Source organism: Fictibacillus sp. Mic-4 (genome assembly GCF_049843615.1).
In the GTDB taxonomy this organism is placed as follows: domain Bacteria; phylum Bacillota; class Bacilli; order Bacillales; family Fictibacillaceae; genus Fictibacillus_A; species Fictibacillus_A gelatini.
Genome location: NZ_JBBHZM010000012.1, coordinates 13,227 through 29,170, shown reverse-complemented (window position 1 = coordinate 29,170; position 15,944 = coordinate 13,227). Strand labels below are relative to the sequence as shown.

Annotated in this window: 15 protein-coding genes; 5 read left to right on the top strand and 10 right to left on the bottom strand. The window is 41.1% G+C overall.

Going from position 1 to position 15,944, the window contains the following annotated elements; translation table 11 throughout:
• Window positions 1–118: 118 nt before the first annotated feature.
• From WD019_RS09905 to WD019_RS09880, 6 genes are all read right to left on the bottom strand, one after another.
• The gene (locus WD019_RS09905; protein ID WP_425711384.1) at window positions 119–769 is read right to left on the bottom strand and encodes a hypothetical protein; all 651 of its coding nucleotides are present in this window, start codon (window positions 767–769) and stop codon (window positions 119–121) included.
• Entirely contained in the window at window positions 762–1,631 is an 870-nt protein-coding gene (locus WD019_RS09900; protein ID WP_026678861.1) for an ATP-binding cassette domain-containing protein, read from the bottom strand. Before WD019_RS09900 ends, WD019_RS09905 begins: the two co-directional genes overlap by 8 nt.
• Entirely contained in the window at window positions 1,628–3,667 is a 2,040-nt protein-coding gene (locus tag WD019_RS09895; protein WP_425711383.1) for a hypothetical protein, read from the bottom strand. Before WD019_RS09895 ends, WD019_RS09900 begins: the two co-directional genes overlap by 4 nt.
• Window positions 3,668–3,852: 185 nt before the next feature.
• On the bottom strand, window positions 3,853–5,286 hold the full coding sequence (locus WD019_RS09890) for an amino acid permease (protein WP_425711382.1): 1,434 nt from the start codon (window positions 5,284–5,286) through the stop codon (window positions 3,853–3,855).
• Window positions 5,287–5,397: 111 nt separating this feature from the next.
• On the bottom strand, window positions 5,398–6,273 hold the full coding sequence (locus WD019_RS09885; RefSeq protein WP_425711415.1) for a dimethylarginine dimethylaminohydrolase family protein: 876 nt from the start codon (window positions 6,271–6,273) through the stop codon (window positions 5,398–5,400).
• A gap of 23 nt (window positions 6,274–6,296) precedes the next feature.
• The gene (locus WD019_RS09880) at window positions 6,297–7,058 is read right to left on the bottom strand and encodes a dimethylarginine dimethylaminohydrolase family protein (protein WP_425711381.1); all 762 of its coding nucleotides are present in this window, start codon (window positions 7,056–7,058) and stop codon (window positions 6,297–6,299) included.
• 221 nt (window positions 7,059–7,279) lie between these two features.
• On the opposite strand from WD019_RS09880, the gene WD019_RS09875 reads away from it, so the two are divergent.
• From WD019_RS09875 to pdxK, 3 genes are all read left to right on the top strand, one after another.
• A complete protein-coding gene (locus WD019_RS09875; RefSeq protein WP_425711380.1) occupies window positions 7,280–8,020 on the top strand; it encodes an IclR family transcriptional regulator in 741 nt (246 codons plus the stop codon).
• A 62-nt stretch (window positions 8,021–8,082) separates the two neighbouring features.
• Entirely contained in the window at window positions 8,083–9,729 is a 1,647-nt protein-coding gene (locus WD019_RS09870) for a M20/M25/M40 family metallo-hydrolase (RefSeq protein WP_425711379.1), read from the top strand.
• A gap of 107 nt (window positions 9,730–9,836) precedes the next feature.
• Window positions 9,837–10,661: a pyridoxine/pyridoxal/pyridoxamine kinase gene (gene pdxK, locus WD019_RS09865; protein WP_425711378.1), complete on the top strand. Its 825-nt coding sequence runs from the start codon at window positions 9,837–9,839 to the stop codon at window positions 10,659–10,661.
• Window positions 10,662–10,728: 67 nt separating this feature from the next.
• Here pdxK and WD019_RS09860 read toward each other — a convergent pair whose 3' ends face one another.
• On the bottom strand, window positions 10,729–11,832 hold the full coding sequence (locus WD019_RS09860; RefSeq protein WP_425711377.1) for a PRK06851 family protein: 1,104 nt from the start codon (window positions 11,830–11,832) through the stop codon (window positions 10,729–10,731).
• A 148-nt stretch (window positions 11,833–11,980) separates the two neighbouring features.
• On the opposite strand from WD019_RS09860, the gene WD019_RS09855 reads away from it, so the two are divergent.
• Together WD019_RS09855 and WD019_RS09850 are read left to right on the top strand one after the other, a co-directional pair.
• Window positions 11,981–12,268, top strand: coding sequence for a hypothetical protein (locus WD019_RS09855; protein WP_425711376.1), 288 nt, complete (start codon window positions 11,981–11,983; stop codon window positions 12,266–12,268).
• A gap of 22 nt (window positions 12,269–12,290) precedes the next feature.
• Window positions 12,291–13,097 carry an alpha/beta hydrolase family protein gene (locus WD019_RS09850; RefSeq protein ID WP_425711375.1) on the top strand — a complete coding sequence of 269 codons (807 nt, stop codon included), beginning with the start codon at window positions 12,291–12,293 and terminating at the stop codon, window positions 13,095–13,097.
• 16 nt (window positions 13,098–13,113) lie between these two features.
• Here WD019_RS09850 and WD019_RS09845 read toward each other — a convergent pair whose 3' ends face one another.
• The 3 genes from WD019_RS09845 to WD019_RS09835 form a co-directional block, all read right to left on the bottom strand.
• The gene (locus tag WD019_RS09845; protein ID WP_425711374.1) at window positions 13,114–14,076 is read right to left on the bottom strand and encodes an L-threonine 3-dehydrogenase; all 963 of its coding nucleotides are present in this window, start codon (window positions 14,074–14,076) and stop codon (window positions 13,114–13,116) included.
• Window positions 14,077–14,096: 20 nt separating this feature from the next.
• Window positions 14,097–15,287 (bottom strand): glycine C-acetyltransferase, encoded by a 1,191-nt coding sequence (locus tag WD019_RS09840; RefSeq protein WP_425711373.1) that lies wholly within the window; start codon window positions 15,285–15,287, stop codon window positions 14,097–14,099.
• Between the two features lie 298 nt (window positions 15,288–15,585).
• Window positions 15,586–15,900, bottom strand: coding sequence for an HI0074 family nucleotidyltransferase substrate-binding subunit (locus WD019_RS09835; protein ID WP_211235579.1), 315 nt, complete (start codon window positions 15,898–15,900; stop codon window positions 15,586–15,588).
• Between the last annotated feature and the right edge of the window lie 44 nt (window positions 15,901–15,944).

Sequence of the window (15,944 nt, the reverse complement as noted above, 5' to 3'; positions counted from 1 at the left end):
TTCATTTAATTAGTTATTTATATAATTCCATAATTTTCTCATTTTGTAAAGACAAAAAAGAGAGCGAATCTCGTTTCGCTCTCTTTCCGATAAATTGCTTTATATCATATTTGCGGTTCTAAAACAAACGTAGATCCGTTTTCTTCCGCAAATAAAGATGTCCAAATACAAATAAAATAACGGATATGCAACCATTTAAAAGGACGGAAAAGATAATTTGATCCAAGGACAACGGTTCTGTATTGAATGACATAATATGGAAAACGGGGGTTATACTCCCTTCAGTCAAAAATTCTGTCGATACATAGGCTACAATCATCAAAATGGGAACCATTACTTTTTTCGTCAAAAGGATAATGACAAATCCAATTGATGTATACAGCAAGGACTCTGCCGCATATTGGATAAATAAAACAAAAAAATTAGCATCCGGGAAGCGAACGATAAGGAACATACAGCAAATTGCGATCAATATTTCATATAATGCGGAAAAAACACCTATTCTCAAGAGCCCATGTTCTTCCGCTTTAAGAGGATAACTATAAAGGAGGTCAGATCCCCCTTCTTCAAAATAATCATGGTAAAGGAAAATGATCCACCACGCGGAAAAAGGAACAATAAGAAACTCCATTTGCTTTAAAAGAATAAAAGAAAGTTCCTTTTCCCCAAATAAAAACTGGAAAACAAAGAAAAGGAAGGGCAAAAACGAAAAGTAAAATGCATAACCGATCGCTTTAATTTCAAAAGAAAAATCAATCTTTTTAAACATATGAAAGGTTTTTCCTCGTCACATAAAGATATGTGTCTTCAAGGGTCGTTTGGACTTCCCGTGCATCAGGTAAGCGGCTTTCCGAGAAAAATCGAATTAAGTAGCGATTGCTTAGTTGTTTTGTTGAAATAATATTCTCTTCTACGATTGGCACAGGAGTATCAAAAGGTATTTCTATTTCCCAAACTTTCCCTTCTGTGATTTCCGCCAGTTCTTTTCTTGTTCCCGTTTGTAAGACTTTCCCTTTTTTAATAATCGCAATATTGTCACAAGTAGATTCCAAATCTTCAACAATGTGTGTCGATATTATTATAATTCGGCCTTCAGCTAAACTCCTTAACAGTCTGCAAAAGCGAACACGTTCCTCTATATCCAGGCCCGCTGTCGGCTCGTCAACAATGATGATTTTGGGATCCCCGATTAAAGCCTGAGCGATCCCCAATCTACGAAGCATACCTCCAGAAAGGTTTTTTACTTTTTTATATTTCTGATCTGTTAAATTTACAGATTCTAATATTCGATTAATTACTTCCTTTCTCTTCTCCTTTTCTGTAACCCCTTTTAAAACAGCAAAATGATTCATGACTTCTTCTACATTAAGTGATTTATAGATAGAAAAATGCTGGGGGAGATAACCTAATTGTTTCTTAACGTCGTGAACCCTTTCCCAGGTTAGATCACCATATTGAATCTTCCCTTGATCAGGACTCTCGAGTGTCGAAATCATCCGCATAAGAGTAGTTTTCCCCGCACCATTAGGCCCAAGAAGTCCAAACGTCCCTTTAATTTGAAGGGAAATACGGTCTAATACTAATTTTCCTCCAAACTTCTTTACAACATCATCTATTACTAAAGCCGTCACTGTTTTCCACCTTTCCTGTATGTATTTAATAGCTTTTCTAACTGATCCCATGAGTCGTTTCCTGAGTGTAATAAGTAGTACCACTGCTTGCAAAATTGAGTTTTTTCTTTTATACCTTTATTGCTTTTTAGCCACTCAGACAATTGATGAAGCACCACTTGTTTTGATCCATTACCAGGAACTTTATTGAACCACTGTATGAAGTCTCCATCATCTTTAATATGATTTTTCTTATTGTAAATATAGGAATACATTAAATCAAAGGCATGTAAATAATCTCTATCCTCAACTTTAATATTTTCATATTTCCATGTTAAAGCAGGAACGATCCAGTACGTATAGTAGGCTGGAATATCAATTAACCAGGAATTTGATGGATTCCCAAGAATAAGCGTATCAGGAGAATACCACATGACTTCTTCCATTGAGCTGTCCGCAATAGAAAGAATCGGTATCATCATGATTTTGTCTGGATAGTCCACATTTTTAATGTTCAAATCATTTGCGGTTGCTTTCATAACATTTTCGGTTGCGGATTTGAATTCATTATAATTTAGTCCTTTTGTATCACCTGGAAAAATCAATTCTGTACTTCCAACGCGTTTCGATTGTAGTTCCCCTGAGAGGAGCGTTAAACCGGTAAATGATTTTCCTTCCCATTTCCCATTGTTTCTTTTAGTGAGATTTGTATAAAGTGGTTTTCTCCCTTCATATGACAAAACATAACGGGTTAAATTATCGGTTTGATGGTTATTTCTAACTAGTCGTCCATATCGATCCATTTGAAAAGCAGGTTTTACATTTACAGAAGGCAGCCAGTTAAAATAATAAGGCAAATAAACAGCTCGTTGATTAGCATAAAACAAAGGAGAGCTGTTTCCCTCGTATTGAAAGATTAATTGAAGGGGTTGTCCTTTTTTCCAATCTTTTTTCAAAGAAACGGTAACCGCATCATTTTGTTGCCTAAACTTTACGGCTTTCCCATTGGCTTCAACCCGTTTTATTTTTAGACCGTGATATAAAGATAATGGGAGGATTTTAATTGTTTTGCCAGTTTTATTTTGAACATCCATTTCCACTCTGGCACTTAATGATCTCTTGATCTTAAGGTCAATTTTATAAGTAGTAACTTGTATCTTTTTTTGATCAAGAACTGGCTGCTTCTTGCTATAATAGAGAGCTTCAGCCTCTTCCCGTGGACGATCTGCATTGATCCCGGAGGCATATAATTGCCATTTCAAACTTAACCCATAGGAAATCAAACCAAATGAAAGCATTAATACAAAAATACAGCTCAAGGTTGTTTTTTTGTTTAGAAGATGATGCCTGTAATTCAAGTAAAAAACAAAAATAATACTGATCACAACAAGCCATTCAAAATGTTTAAGCCAATAAAACCAATCAATCGAGAATCCATATAATCGATCATATAATCCCGTAGGGTTTGGTTCCCCTAAATTTAACCACTTAGAAACCCGCTGCAAATGATCTCCTAAAAAAATATAATTGACAGGTCCAATCAATGCCCATACAACAAGCGATACAGGAAAAACCATTTTCCCTTTAATGAACATTGCTAATAGCATCCCAATAAAGTAGCTGATTAAAAAAGTTAACCCAAAGTATAATAAACAATATAAAAACGCACTGAAAAATAAATGAGTGAAAGGGTACCCGCGACAAAGATAGTAAATCACATAAAAAAGATAAAATAGAAAACTAATAAAAAGAGCTAATAAAATCCCATATAGAAGTTTTGCCAGCAATTTTACTAGAGACGCATCTTTAATAGTAAGAAATAAATCTTCTAGTTGATGTGTATCTTCAATCTGGACAACAAAAATGCCAAATAATAAAAACGCAAGAATTCCTCCTTGCACTAAAAAACTGGTAGCTGTTAATACTTCGCCAGGTGATGGAATATCTGTAAGTGCAAGATATTCATAAGATAAAAAACCAATAAGAAGTATCCAGAACAAAGGCTGCCGTTTAAATTGTAACCATGTGATGTAGACCGTATTAAATAAGCTTTTCAAAGAGATTTCCTCCTATGGAAATTCAAAAATAAAATGAATTAGGGAAAATATGCTTTGAAATCCCAAATGTACCCAGATTATTTTAACATGATAAAAATCCCCTTACAATTCTAGTAAAAATATTTAGTACTCCAACAGCAAAAACAACCTTTTCACTCACTGAAAAGGTTGTTTTGCTTAGAAGTCTATTGTTCTCCTGCCTTTACATCAAGGCTGCTATTTACATCCGGAAGGGTCGAGGTTTTTTTATTTACCCTACCATACCGGATATAGTAATAAAGATAACACAAAAGCATAAAGCCAAGCCCGTAAAGTACGGCTGAGCGCTGCGTCGGGTCAAAAAGCGGGTAGATCAAAACGACGGCGCACATGATCAAGCAAAGGATCGGGACAAATGGATACAATGGCGTCCGATATTGCAGGTTTTCCAGTTTCCCGCCTTCTTTTATATACTGCCTGCGGAAATTGAACTGCGACAGGGCGATTCCCATCCAGGTGATTGTAATCGCAATCCCTGAGACGGACATTAAAAAGACAAAGACCGTATCTGCCGCAATGACACTTGTCAGTAGCGAAAGAAGCGAAAACCCAAGAGAAACGAACAATGCATTCAGTGGAATCCCGCGTTTCGTCAGTTTACCAAAAGCGGGGTGTGCCATTTGATTATTCGACAGTGCCCAGAGCAGCCGGGTCGATGCATAAAGACAGGAGTTCCCTACAGAAAGTACAGCTGTTAAAATAACAACATTCATTATATCTGCCGCATATGGAATGCCTACCGAGTCAAAAACCGTCACAAACGGGCTTTTCAGTAAGCCAAGGTCTATTGCCGGAAATAAGGCCGAAAGAATCACAACCGATGCGACATAAAAAATGAGGATGCGAAAGACGACATTGCGAATCGCTTTCGGAATATTTTTCACCGGATCATCGCTTTCGCCTGCGGCAATGCCGATAATCTCCGATCCTTGATAGGAAAATACGACGCTCATCATCGTTACAAATACGATCGAAAACCCTTTAGGAAACAATCCTCCGCCGCTCGTAAAATTAGAGAAAAACGGAGCAGGTTTCCCATCCATGTGAATCAAGCCAAAAACGGCGGCCCCACCAATAATGATGAATAAAATAACAGCAAGAACTTTAAGCCCTGAAAACCAATATTCCGCTTCGGCAAACGCTTTCGTCGTCAAGGCATTGATCGAAAATAGCAACACGATAAAAAATAGGCACCATATCCATACAGGCGTATGGGGAAACCACCGTTTCATCAGCACACCAGCCGCCGTAAACTCTGCACCGGCTGTGACGGCGGAACACATCCAATACATCCAGCCGAGCATGAATCCAGTGCCAGGTCCGATGAATCTCGTCGCATATTCCTGAAAAGAGCCGGTGACTGGCATGAAGACCGATAACTCACCAAGACAAACCATGACTAAGTATAAAAGAAGTCCGCCGGCTAAAAACGCGACAATCGCTCCGCCCGGTCCAGCTTGATTAATGGTAAGCCCGGCATTCAGAAATAAGCCTGTTCCGATGACCCCACCGAGGGACAACATGAATAAATGCCTGCTTTTCATTGACCGTTTTAGTTGGGTATTCTTCTCCTGTTCCATTACAAAACCCTCTCTTTAAAAGGATAGAAAAATAGATGGAATCTTCAGATAAAATAATTTATACGGATCCACCTTCAGGAAAATAGATTCGGCCTAAAGGTGAACCGTCTGTTATAAGCGGTATAGCGGGCTTGTCAAACAAGTGGGGCCGCCTGTCCCTTTCAAAGAAATTTCTTCTCCTTCATATTCGAATACTTCTGCTCCCTCGGCTTCAAGCATGCTTTTCGTTTCACGATTGCCCGTTAACATTAAGCACTTTCTTGGCGCAAGGGCAAGCACATTGGACCCTAACGTATCGTATTCGTTCTTCGGCACTTCAATCAGCTTGATTCCTCTTTCCATTAATAGCTCTCTGAATGAAACGGGCATCAATTCAGAATAGACGACAGCTAAATCACGATCAACCAGGCTAATGATCGACATTAAATGCAAACATTCGTCAGGTCCGTTTCCGTGCGGAAGCTGAACGACAATAAACTCATCAACTAATTCTTTTGTTATCTCCCGTAATTGACGGATTCCTTCATCATTTGTACGATACCCGCGCCCGACAGCGAGTGTTCGTTCATCAAGCCAGACGACATCTCCGCCTTCCACTCTTCCTTCACCGGTTATCGCTCCAAGAATAGGGACCCCGATTTTCGAAAAATAGGCCTCCGTCGCCCCTGGTTCTCCCTGGCGCAACCATTTCCCGGGCTTTAAGAGAATCGCTCCCTGTTTCGTGAGTTTAACGGAATCATGGGCGTAAATGGAATCGAGCCCGGCCTCATCTGATCGCGGAAGGTAATGGACATTTGGAACATGTTCTTTTAAAAGGCGTTCAAACTTCTCATATTCTTCTAATGCTTTATCATAATCGGGACAACTTACATAGCGATACTCTTCCCAATGTTTACGAAGATGGTCCTGATTGATGAAGGCATCTTTCGGATGTTTTATTAAAACACTTTCTAATTTCCCGACCATCGATTGGCATCCGTACTTCATCATGTCACCCCTATTCCAGCGTATTAAAATCGTAAGGAAAGACAGCTCAATCCTCCGTCCTGTTTTTGAAATTCGGACATTTCTAATTCGATGACATCATAACCGGCATCCACTATTTTTTTCTTCGTATTTTCATAGCCTTTAGGAATAATGACATAATCGTTGACACGAATGCAGTTTGCTGCGTATTCCTCTTCTTTTTCTACGACAATGCGGTTAAACGATTGGAAAAGTCCGCTATCCACAAACTCACCGGCCAGTACAAGGTCATTGTTGCCTAAATAAGCGATACCTGTTTTCAAATGGAAAAATTCCTTTAGCGGCACGATCGTTGCACCATATCCGTATTTTTCTAAAATCTGTTTTAGCTGGTTGGCCCCTTCCTCATTTGTTCGATCCGACAGGCCGATGTAAAAATGGTTTTCCACTTGAAGGACATCTCCTCCATCTAAGGTACCCGGGGAATGGATGGATTCGATCGCTTGATAAAAGTCTTTAATCACTTCCTTCATGTGAATGATTTCACCGTTGCGGCTTTCGGCTCCTGGATTCGTAATGACAGCAAACTTCTCGGTCAAAACGGCCGTATCCTCTACAAATGTAGAATCAGGATAGTTCTCATCTGCTTCAAGTTCGGTGACCTCAACCCCGCATTTTTTTAGCGCCTCAACATAAGCTTTATGCTGTGTAAGAAGTTTTTCATAATCCGGTTTTCCTAAATTCGACGTCGTTAGTCCATTCACATAACTTTTTCCCGGTTGTCGCACGATAACATGTTTAAACATATAAAAATTCCTCCCCTGTAACTTTCCATATAGTGAAAACGCTTTCGGAATAATGAAAAATTTATTTTTAATTTAAAACATCCCAAACCGGATTGTCAAGAATTTGTTCGAAAATTTATTTTTGTCGGAAAAATCATTAGCCTTATTGCCATCATTCTCATATTCATGGTATAAAATGAGTAATACTAGACAAAACGACAGAAAACTGTAAGGGGTTTCAAATGGTTCAATCTATTGATCGTGCAATGCAAATTATCCACATTCTTACTTCCGACGATCATAAACCCAATTGGTCAATATCGGAAATCGCAGAACAAGCCGAGCTTCCATTAAGCACCGTCCATCGCTTGCTTCGTTCATTAACAAACTATGGCCTCGTTGCCCAGGTCCCCGAAACGAAGCAATATAAAATTGGGCTAACATGGATGGAGATCGGTTTGAAGCTGCTTGAAAATATGGACTTCAGGTCCGTAGCCAGGCCCGTTATGGAGAAGCTGGCACAGGAAGTGCAAGAAAGCATCTATTTAAACATGTTGAGCGGGATAAATTCCATTATCATTGAAAGGGTTGACAGTCCGCTAAAGGTGCGGATGACCGATAACCTTGGAGAACGGATCCCAATGAATATCGGGGCGGCAAATAAAACGATGCTTGCCTTTATGAACCCGATAGACGCTAAACGAATCATGGACAAGCTCCTCATTTCCGAGACAAAAAAGAAAGAATTAGCGGAGCAGCTATCGGAGGTTCAAAAGAAAGGTTATGCGGTTAGCTATGGTGAAAAAACAGAAGGAACCGCATCAATCGCCGCGCCTATTATCGGTTTCGACCAAAAAGTGATGGGAGCTATAAGCATCGGCGTTCTTAGCTACAGCATTACGGATGAGCGCTTATCGTTCTTGATCGATAAAGTCATCGAAGCAGCGGAAGAAATATCACTACAAGTCGGCAAAACGCCGTAAAATTTTTTATCTATTATTCGGAAACTGATTCCATAATACAGAAAAACAGGAGAGTGAACACAATGGAAAAAAAGTGGGCGAAAAAAGAACAATTAATTGACTTATTGTGTGACCTTGTTAGCATTCCTAGCATAACCGGCTCTCAAGCGGAAATCGACCTGCCCGGGTTTGTCGTGAATGAGCTTCATGCGCTTCCTTATTTTCAAAAGCATGAAGAGCATCTCCAGAAAGTGCCAACCGGTGACGGCCGTTATTTCGTTGCGGCATTAGTCAAAAAACGGCCCGATGTCAAAGATACGATTATTCTTATCAGCCATTTTGACGTAGTTGATGTTGAAGATTACGGTGCGTGGAAAGAACTCGCTTTTAAGCCAAAGGAATTAACCGACCTGTTTTATAAAAACAAAGAAGAGTTGCCTCCAGATGTCCAGCGGGAAATAAAAGAAGGCAACTGGTTATTCGGCCGTGGCACGATGGATATGAAATGCGGGCTCGCCATGCATATGGCAATGATCGAACAGGCGTGTAGCGGCAAATTTGATGGAAACCTTCTGCTTTTAACCGTACCGGATGAAGAAGTCAATTCCATCGGCATGAGAGCCGCCGTGCCTTTTCTAAACGATTTTGCGAAAAAGAACGATCTTACGTATATAACGGTATTAAACTCCGAGCCGATGTTCACCCGGTATCCCGGTGATCAAAACCATTATATTTATACCGGGACCATCGGGAAAGTGCTTCCCGGCTTCCTTTGCTATGGAAAAGAAACGCATGTCGGCGAACCGTTTTCCGGATTAAACGGCAATCTCATGGCGTCTTTACTAACGGCCGAATTGGAACTCAATACCGATTTTTGCGAAAAAGTAGAAGGCGATGTTACCCCTCCGCCAACGAATCTCATCCAGCGCGATTTAAAGGAAGATTACTCGGTCCAAATTCCCCATCGTGCGGTGACATTGTTCAACTTGTTTTTATTCGAGAAAACGATGGAGGAAATTGTCGAACCTCTCAGGCAAACGGCTCTTTCTGTTGCGGAAAAAATCAAGTCATCTTATGCGGCTCATGCTGAGAGTTTCGCTAAGCTGGATGCATTTACACCACCGGAGTTAAACGTTAATGTGCTAACCTATGAAGAATTGTTAAATTACGCTGTTAAAAACTATGGAAAAGAGGAAGTGGAGCGGATTCATGCGATCTCAGGTTATGAAAGCGGCAAAGATGACCGGGATGCGACGATTAAGCGGGTTGATCAGCTTGCGATATTGTGCAAGGAACTTTCGCCGATGATCGTTCTCTTCTTTGCTCCACCGTATTATCCTGCCGTTTGTTCAAGGAACCATCCGCTCATTCAACAGGTATCCTCTGAAATGATGGATGATGCGATAGCGAAGCACGGCGTTACACTCAAACAACAAAACTACTTTGGCGGCATTTCCGATCTCAGTTATGTTGGCCTGGCGCATCCGGCAGAAACATTGCATCCGCTAGTCGCTAACATGCCGCTCTGGAATAACGGCTATTCATTGCCGCTTGATGATCTCGAACAGTTCAACGTTCCAGTCCTCAATCTCGGCCCTGTTGGCAGAGATGCCCATCAGCGTCATGAACGGTTAAATGTAGACTACGCCTTTGAAACATTGCTCGATTTGCTGCCTGCCTGCATCGAAAAGCTTTTCTCGGCGAATCAAAGATCTTCTTTAGCAGGGTGACTGTCACAGTTCTTGCCAACGATTATTCCTGTGACAATATGATATAATTTTTATAGCAAATGCTCGCAAAACGAGAAATACTAAATTAAAAGGGGGAAAAAAGCTTTATGACAATGCCAAAAGCATTAACGATTGCAGGTTCGGATTCAAGCGGAGGCGCCGGTCTGCAAGCCGATTTAAAAACGTTCCAAGAACGCGGTGTGTATGGAATGACAGCGATTACAACGCTTGTTGCGATGGACCCAAAAAACAATTGGTTCCATCATGTCTTCCCGATTGCGGCAAGCACGCTGGAAGCGCAGCTCGAAACCATTTTTTCCGTTGGCGTTGACGCCTTAAAAACAGGAATGCTCGGTGCAATCGATATCATTGAAGTTGCCGCTAAACAAATCGAAGAACATGAAGTGAAAAACGTCGTTATCGACCCAGTAATGGTATGTAAAGGGCAAGACGAAGCACTTCATCCGGAAACGAATGATTGCCTTCGTGATGTCCTTGTGCCAAAGGCGCTCGTTGTCACTCCAAATCTATTTGAAGCCGCCCAGCTCAGCAAAAAAGCGCCAATTAAAACCGTAGACGATATGAAAGATGCAGCAGCCAAAATTCATGAGCTCGGGGCGAAATACGTCTTGATTAAAGGCGGCGCGAAGTTAGAACATGCAGGTGCTATCGATTTGCTATACGATGGAAAGACATTCGATATTTTAGAATCTGAACGAATCGATACCACCTATACGCACGGGGCAGGATGTACGTATTCGGCAGCCATTACGGCCGAGCTGGCAAAAGGAAAACCGGTAAAAGAAGCTATACAAACAGCTAAACAATTCATTACGGCAGCGATCCGCCACTCTTTCCGCTTAAATGAATACGTCGGCCCAACCAATCATGCGGCTTTCCGTCAATACGAAAAAGAGGCGCAAAAAATATAATGAAGTAGAGCTGAATGCTCTACTTCATTTATTTATAGGCAAAAAACTCCTGCCTTTGTAATGTTTCTTATGTTGACGCGATTCCTGCCATTCTGTCAATCTCGGCATTGATTTCATCTCTGATTTGATCAATTTTAGAAAAATTAATTGCTTTGATATAGAATGACTCTAATTCATCGTGCAGAGCTTTTGCGTTTTGCAGCCAGCTGGTGGCCTCTTTCATTTTGGCTGAATACCTTCCTGAAATTTCTTTTAACTGATCGGCAAATTTCTCATCTGTTCCTGGAGCGATAGCTGCTTCATACAAATCAATCACCTCATCGGTTGATCGATCCGGAAAATATTCATGTGGAGCCGTGCTGTCAAAGATGGCAAAACCGAGCTCCCTTACGATTACCATATCAAGACTATGAGGGTCAAAGCCGCAATGGTAAATCTCCACATCCAATCCTCTCGATTCGGCTTCCTCTGCCAGCTTTTTCAACATCGTTGATTTCCCCGAGCCCGGGCGTCCTTTTAAAAAGTACCTTTTCTTAACATCTTCTGTTAAATTCGGGATGAAATCGACCGCACCTTTTGGCGTTGCCGCTCCTAAAAACCGATGGCGTCTATCCGCCACTTTACTTTTCTTATGTTTGCCAAATAAAGCGTCGGTCAGCTTTTCCGTCAATTGATTCAGCTTTGAAAAATCGATGTTGTTAATATATATTTCTTCCCATTCATCATGAATGCTTAATGCTTCTGCAAACCTGGCATAAGCATTTTCATAAGACTTGCTTATTTCGCCACAGCACTTATGGATCTTATCTTTATGCTTCATTAACTTTTCTGAATCCCACGCTTCGCCTAAATTTACATATTCCTCAACGGCTCCCGGTGCTTTCGGTTCAATGACATGAGGGGCAGTGCCGTCTACAATTCCAACCTTTAATGCCGGGATGATCACGCCATCAATCGACTCGTTATCCGATGAGCAATGGACATATTCAATCGCAAAGCCTTTTCCGCTCCACTCGCCCCCGATATGTTTCATTAACGTCGATTTCCCCGTCCCTGGACCGCCTTTTAAAATAAACAGGCGCTCAAGCCCTTGCAAATTCGAATCAAACAAATTATAAAATCCTCTGGCCGTATTTCCGCCCGCAAAATAATTTTTGATTTTGCCCGCCATCGTCTCACTTCCTTCTAGATTCTTCACAAACCAGCATATGCCCAAATGGGCGTTCACGTGAATGGGCTAATAAAATTTCAAAATTCTCTTTTCTAATTCCGATTAAAGTGGTAGGATTAGTATAAATTAAAAATGAGGGGTGATTTTAATGGGTTTTATTACATTAAGGGAGCGTTCTTTTCTTTGCAATTACCTTTCATCCTTACAAAACGTAACAACGTTGGAGCATGACAAAAAAGTGATTCTTTCTCTTTTCAAAAAGTTAAGCAATCCGTACCCTTATTTGCCTTATCATTTGAGCCGAGAAGAGACTGACTATTTAATTCAAAAATTGTCCGACCGTCTGGATGATGCGTATGACTCAAGAAACGATTATGAAATCAAGGCGATTGAAAGACTTACAGAAAAATTCCGGGATGGCGTCCATCTCACTTAACAATAAGGAAGGGGAGACCGATTTGGAAAAGAATTTGGCGATTCAAAGTAATGGGCTTACACTTGCTGCAACGTTGCATGATCCCTCGAATCAGCAACATTTTATAAATGGCCGTGGCCCGCTTGTTATTATTTGTCATGGCTTTGTCGGAAATCGAATCGGAGAGCACCGATTATTTGTCCATGCTGCACGTGAGCTATCTTCACAAGGTTTTTTTGTTCTTCGCTTCGATTATGGAGGCTGCGGAGAAAGCAGCGGTGATTATGGAGAAGGCGGACTGGATAGCCTGATCCGGCAAACGGGGGATGTGCTTAATTATGCAGAAACCATTCATTCGGTTGACTGCGATCGAATCACGCTGCTGGGCCATAGCCTGGGCGGAGCTGTCGCGTTGCTCACAGCTGCCCGGGATTCTCGGATTCAACGGCTGATTTTATGGTCAGCGGTCGCCTTTCCTTTTACGGATATTGTCCGAATTGTAGGCAAGGGGGCATATGGGCAATCCCGCTTTCAACCTGTCGATTATTTAGGCTATCCATTTTCTTATGGTTATTTCCATTCTTTATCAGCTTTTCACCCTTTACAAGAAGCGCAACAATTTAAAGGGGATGTACTCATCGCTCACGGAGATGAAGATGATGTCATTCCTGTCGATTATAGCTTTCTTTATAAAGAGCAATTCGAAAAGCGGAAAATGGGCCAATCCGAACATAAAACGATTTACGGCGCCAACCATACTTTTCTATCCCGGGAAAGCAGAGATCAACTTTTTCACATAACAAAAGAGTGGTTGTTGGATGAAAAAAAGAAGACAACTCAAAGTGCGTGAGTTGTCTTCTTTTACATTATTGAATTTCTTTAGAAAGTAGTTTTTGGCTTAACTTTTCAAGCATATCTTTCGTCATTTTCACTAAATCATAATCAGCTTCAAAGCCCCACTCTTCTTTTGCCGCTGTGGCGTCGATAAAATTCGGCCAGCTTTCGGCAATTGCCTGCCTTACAGGATCAACGTCATAATCAATTGTGAAGTCTGGAATATGCTTGCGGATGGCCGCGGCAAGTTCCTCAGGTTCAAAGCTCATGGCTGTGATGTTAAAGGCATTTCGATGCTTCAATCTTGAAGAATCTGCCTCCATTAACGTAATAATGGCCTTTAACGCATCCGGCATATACATCATGTCCATATACGTGTCCGGTGCAATATAAGAGGTGTATTTGCCATTTTTAATCGCTTCATAGTAAATTTCAACCGCATAATCCGTCGTTCCGCCGCCTGGAGGCGCCACATAGGAGATCAAGCCAGGAAAGCGCACCCCGCGTGTGTCCACGCCGAATTTTTCATAATAGTAATCACACAGTAATTCCCCTGCTACTTTGTTAACACCATACATCGTTGTCGGTCGTTGAATGGTGTCTTGCGGTGTATTGTTTTTAGGCGTTGTTGGACCGAATGCCCCGATGGAGCTCGGCGTAAAGAATTGGCATTTCAATTCCCGTGCCACTTCTAACGCATTAATGAGGCCGCCCATATTTAAATTCCAGGCAAGAAGCGGTTTTTTCTCAGCGGTGGCCGAGAGCAATGCCGCTAAATGCATGATCGTGTCCACTTCATATTTTTTCGCTATATCAAAAATGGCTTTCGAATCTGTGACGTCTACCATTTCAAATGGACCTGAATGAACCACATCGCTGTCTGTCTTTCGAATATCTGATGCAATCACATTGTCATACCCGTAAATGTCGCGCAATTTCATCACAAGTTCCGAGCCAATTTGGCCTAACGCTCCGGTGACAAAGATTTTTTTCATAATGGCTCCTCCAAACGTCTCTAAATAATTCCCATTTCTTTTCCGATCTTTTCATAAATCGATAATGCCTGATCTAACATTTCTTTCGTATGCGCCGCAGTCGGCATATTGCGAACCCTTCCCGTACCTTTTGGAACCGTAGGGAATACGATTGCTTTTGCATATACGCCTTCTTCATTCAACCGTTTACTGAACTGTTGGGTTTGAACTTCATCCCCGATAATGCACGGTGTAATTGGTGTTTCACTTTCTCCGATATTAAACCCGAGTTCTTTCAAGCCTTTCTTTAAATATCTTCCGTTTTCCCATAGTCTTTCTTGCAACTCGGTGCTCTCCATTAATATTTCAAGCGATTTGATGCACGCCGCGACATCGCCCGGTGTTAAAGACGTCGAAAACAAGAACGGGCGACTTCTTACTTTTAACCAATCAATTAATTGTTGTTTCCCGGCAACATATCCTCCAACAACACCGATTGCTTTAGATAGTGTTCCGATCTGGAAATCGATTTTATCCGATAGCCCAAAATGTTTAACCGTACCGGCACCGTTTCCTAAAACACCCGATCCATGTGCATCGTCCACATACGTAATTAAATCAAATTCTTCAGCGATTTTGACGATTTCCGGCAACTTCGCAATATCGCCGTCCATGGAGAATACGCCGTCGGTAATGACCATGATTTTATTGTATAACCCGGATTCAACAGCCTCTTTCGCTTTTTGGCGCAGATCGTCCATATCGGAATGGTTGAAGCGGATGATTTTCGCCTTTGAGAGCCGGCATCCGTCAATAATAGACGCATGGTTAAGCTCATCCGAAAGAATCGCGTCATTTTTATCCATCACAGCTGAAATGGCCGCCATATTACAGTTAAATCCTGATTGATAGGCGATCGCCGCTTCTGTATGCTTAAATTTCGCTAACTTTTCTTCTAGCTCCAAATGGATCTTTAATGTTCCATTGATTGTCCTAACAGCACCCGCACCTACGCCATATGTTTCAATGGCTTGTTTTGCGGCCTCTTTTAATCTTTCATCCGTTGCTAATCCAAGGTAGTTATTTGAGGATAAATTGATCAACTCTTTGCCGCCGATTTTAATCATTGGCCCGTTAGCGCTTTCTAAAGGATCAATTTCGTTATAAAGGCCCTTGCTCTTTAAATCCTCTAAATTCTCATGCAAAAACTTGTCTAATGTGTGGCTTGACACAAAAAATCGCCTCCTATCAGGATTTTTTTTGCTTATATACGCAAATTCTTGGCGTCAGATTGAAGAAAACAAATGTACATTTCAGAAATACACAATAATAACGATAAACATTTTTATATCAATGATCTATATATATTAATGTATCACATTCCGACGAAAATGTTTACATGAAGAGGACATTTTTTAAAAATTTTTATGGATTTTAATCTATTTTTTATGTTCCCCATGTATTCTTTCCTCTAATCACCCCCAGACATAAAGAAAACCGCCAGCCGAAATCATCGGTTAGCGGTTTCCTTCATAATGTCGATAGACGTTCATTAACCCTTGTCAACCACGTTCTAAATAGAACTTCATAACTTTTTAAGCGACTATATATTTCTTTTGCCAGAGCCTCGTTGTACGTATGTACTGTCAAATTAAGGTCATCTGCCATTTGAAGAAGAACAATGGCCTCATCATCATTTATTAATTGCACTTCCCGGCATGAACGAATCACTGCTTTTGGAGAGGCAACGTCAATCCCTTCCACATCGAGTAACCATTGTTTCGAAGCTCTCCATATCGCTTCAAAAGTGAATTCAAACCGCTGGATTGCGGCATCCCTTTCAATTGGTGAAGGTGATTAGATTTCCATCACTTCTTCAAAGGCACCAA

Coding starts and splice junctions, on each gene's coding strand:
- WD019_RS09875 (WP_425711380.1), top strand. CDS start 7,280: ATGGTTCAATCTATTGATCGTGCAATGCAAATTATCCACATTCTTACT.
- WD019_RS09905 (WP_425711384.1), bottom strand. CDS start 769: ATGTTTAAAAAGATTGATTTTTCTTTTGAAATTAAAGCGATCGGTTAT.
- WD019_RS09845 (WP_425711374.1), bottom strand. CDS start 14,076: ATGAAAAAAATCTTTGTCACCGGAGCGTTAGGCCAAATTGGCTCGGAA.
- WD019_RS09870 (WP_425711379.1), top strand. CDS start 8,083: ATGGAAAAAAAGTGGGCGAAAAAAGAACAATTAATTGACTTATTGTGT.
- WD019_RS09880 (WP_425711381.1), bottom strand. CDS start 7,058: ATGTTTAAACATGTTATCGTGCGACAACCGGGAAAAAGTTATGTGAAT.
- WD019_RS09855 (WP_425711376.1), top strand. CDS start 11,981: ATGGGTTTTATTACATTAAGGGAGCGTTCTTTTCTTTGCAATTACCTT.
- WD019_RS09885 (WP_425711415.1), bottom strand. CDS start 6,273: ATGAAGTACGGATGCCAATCGATGGTCGGGAAATTAGAAAGTGTTTTA.
- pdxK (WP_425711378.1), top strand. CDS start 9,837: ATGACAATGCCAAAAGCATTAACGATTGCAGGTTCGGATTCAAGCGGA.
- WD019_RS09860 (WP_425711377.1), bottom strand. CDS start 11,832: ATGGCGGGCAAAATCAAAAATTATTTTGCGGGCGGAAATACGGCCAGA.
- WD019_RS09890 (WP_425711382.1), bottom strand. CDS start 5,286: ATGGAACAGGAGAAGAATACCCAACTAAAACGGTCAATGAAAAGCAGG.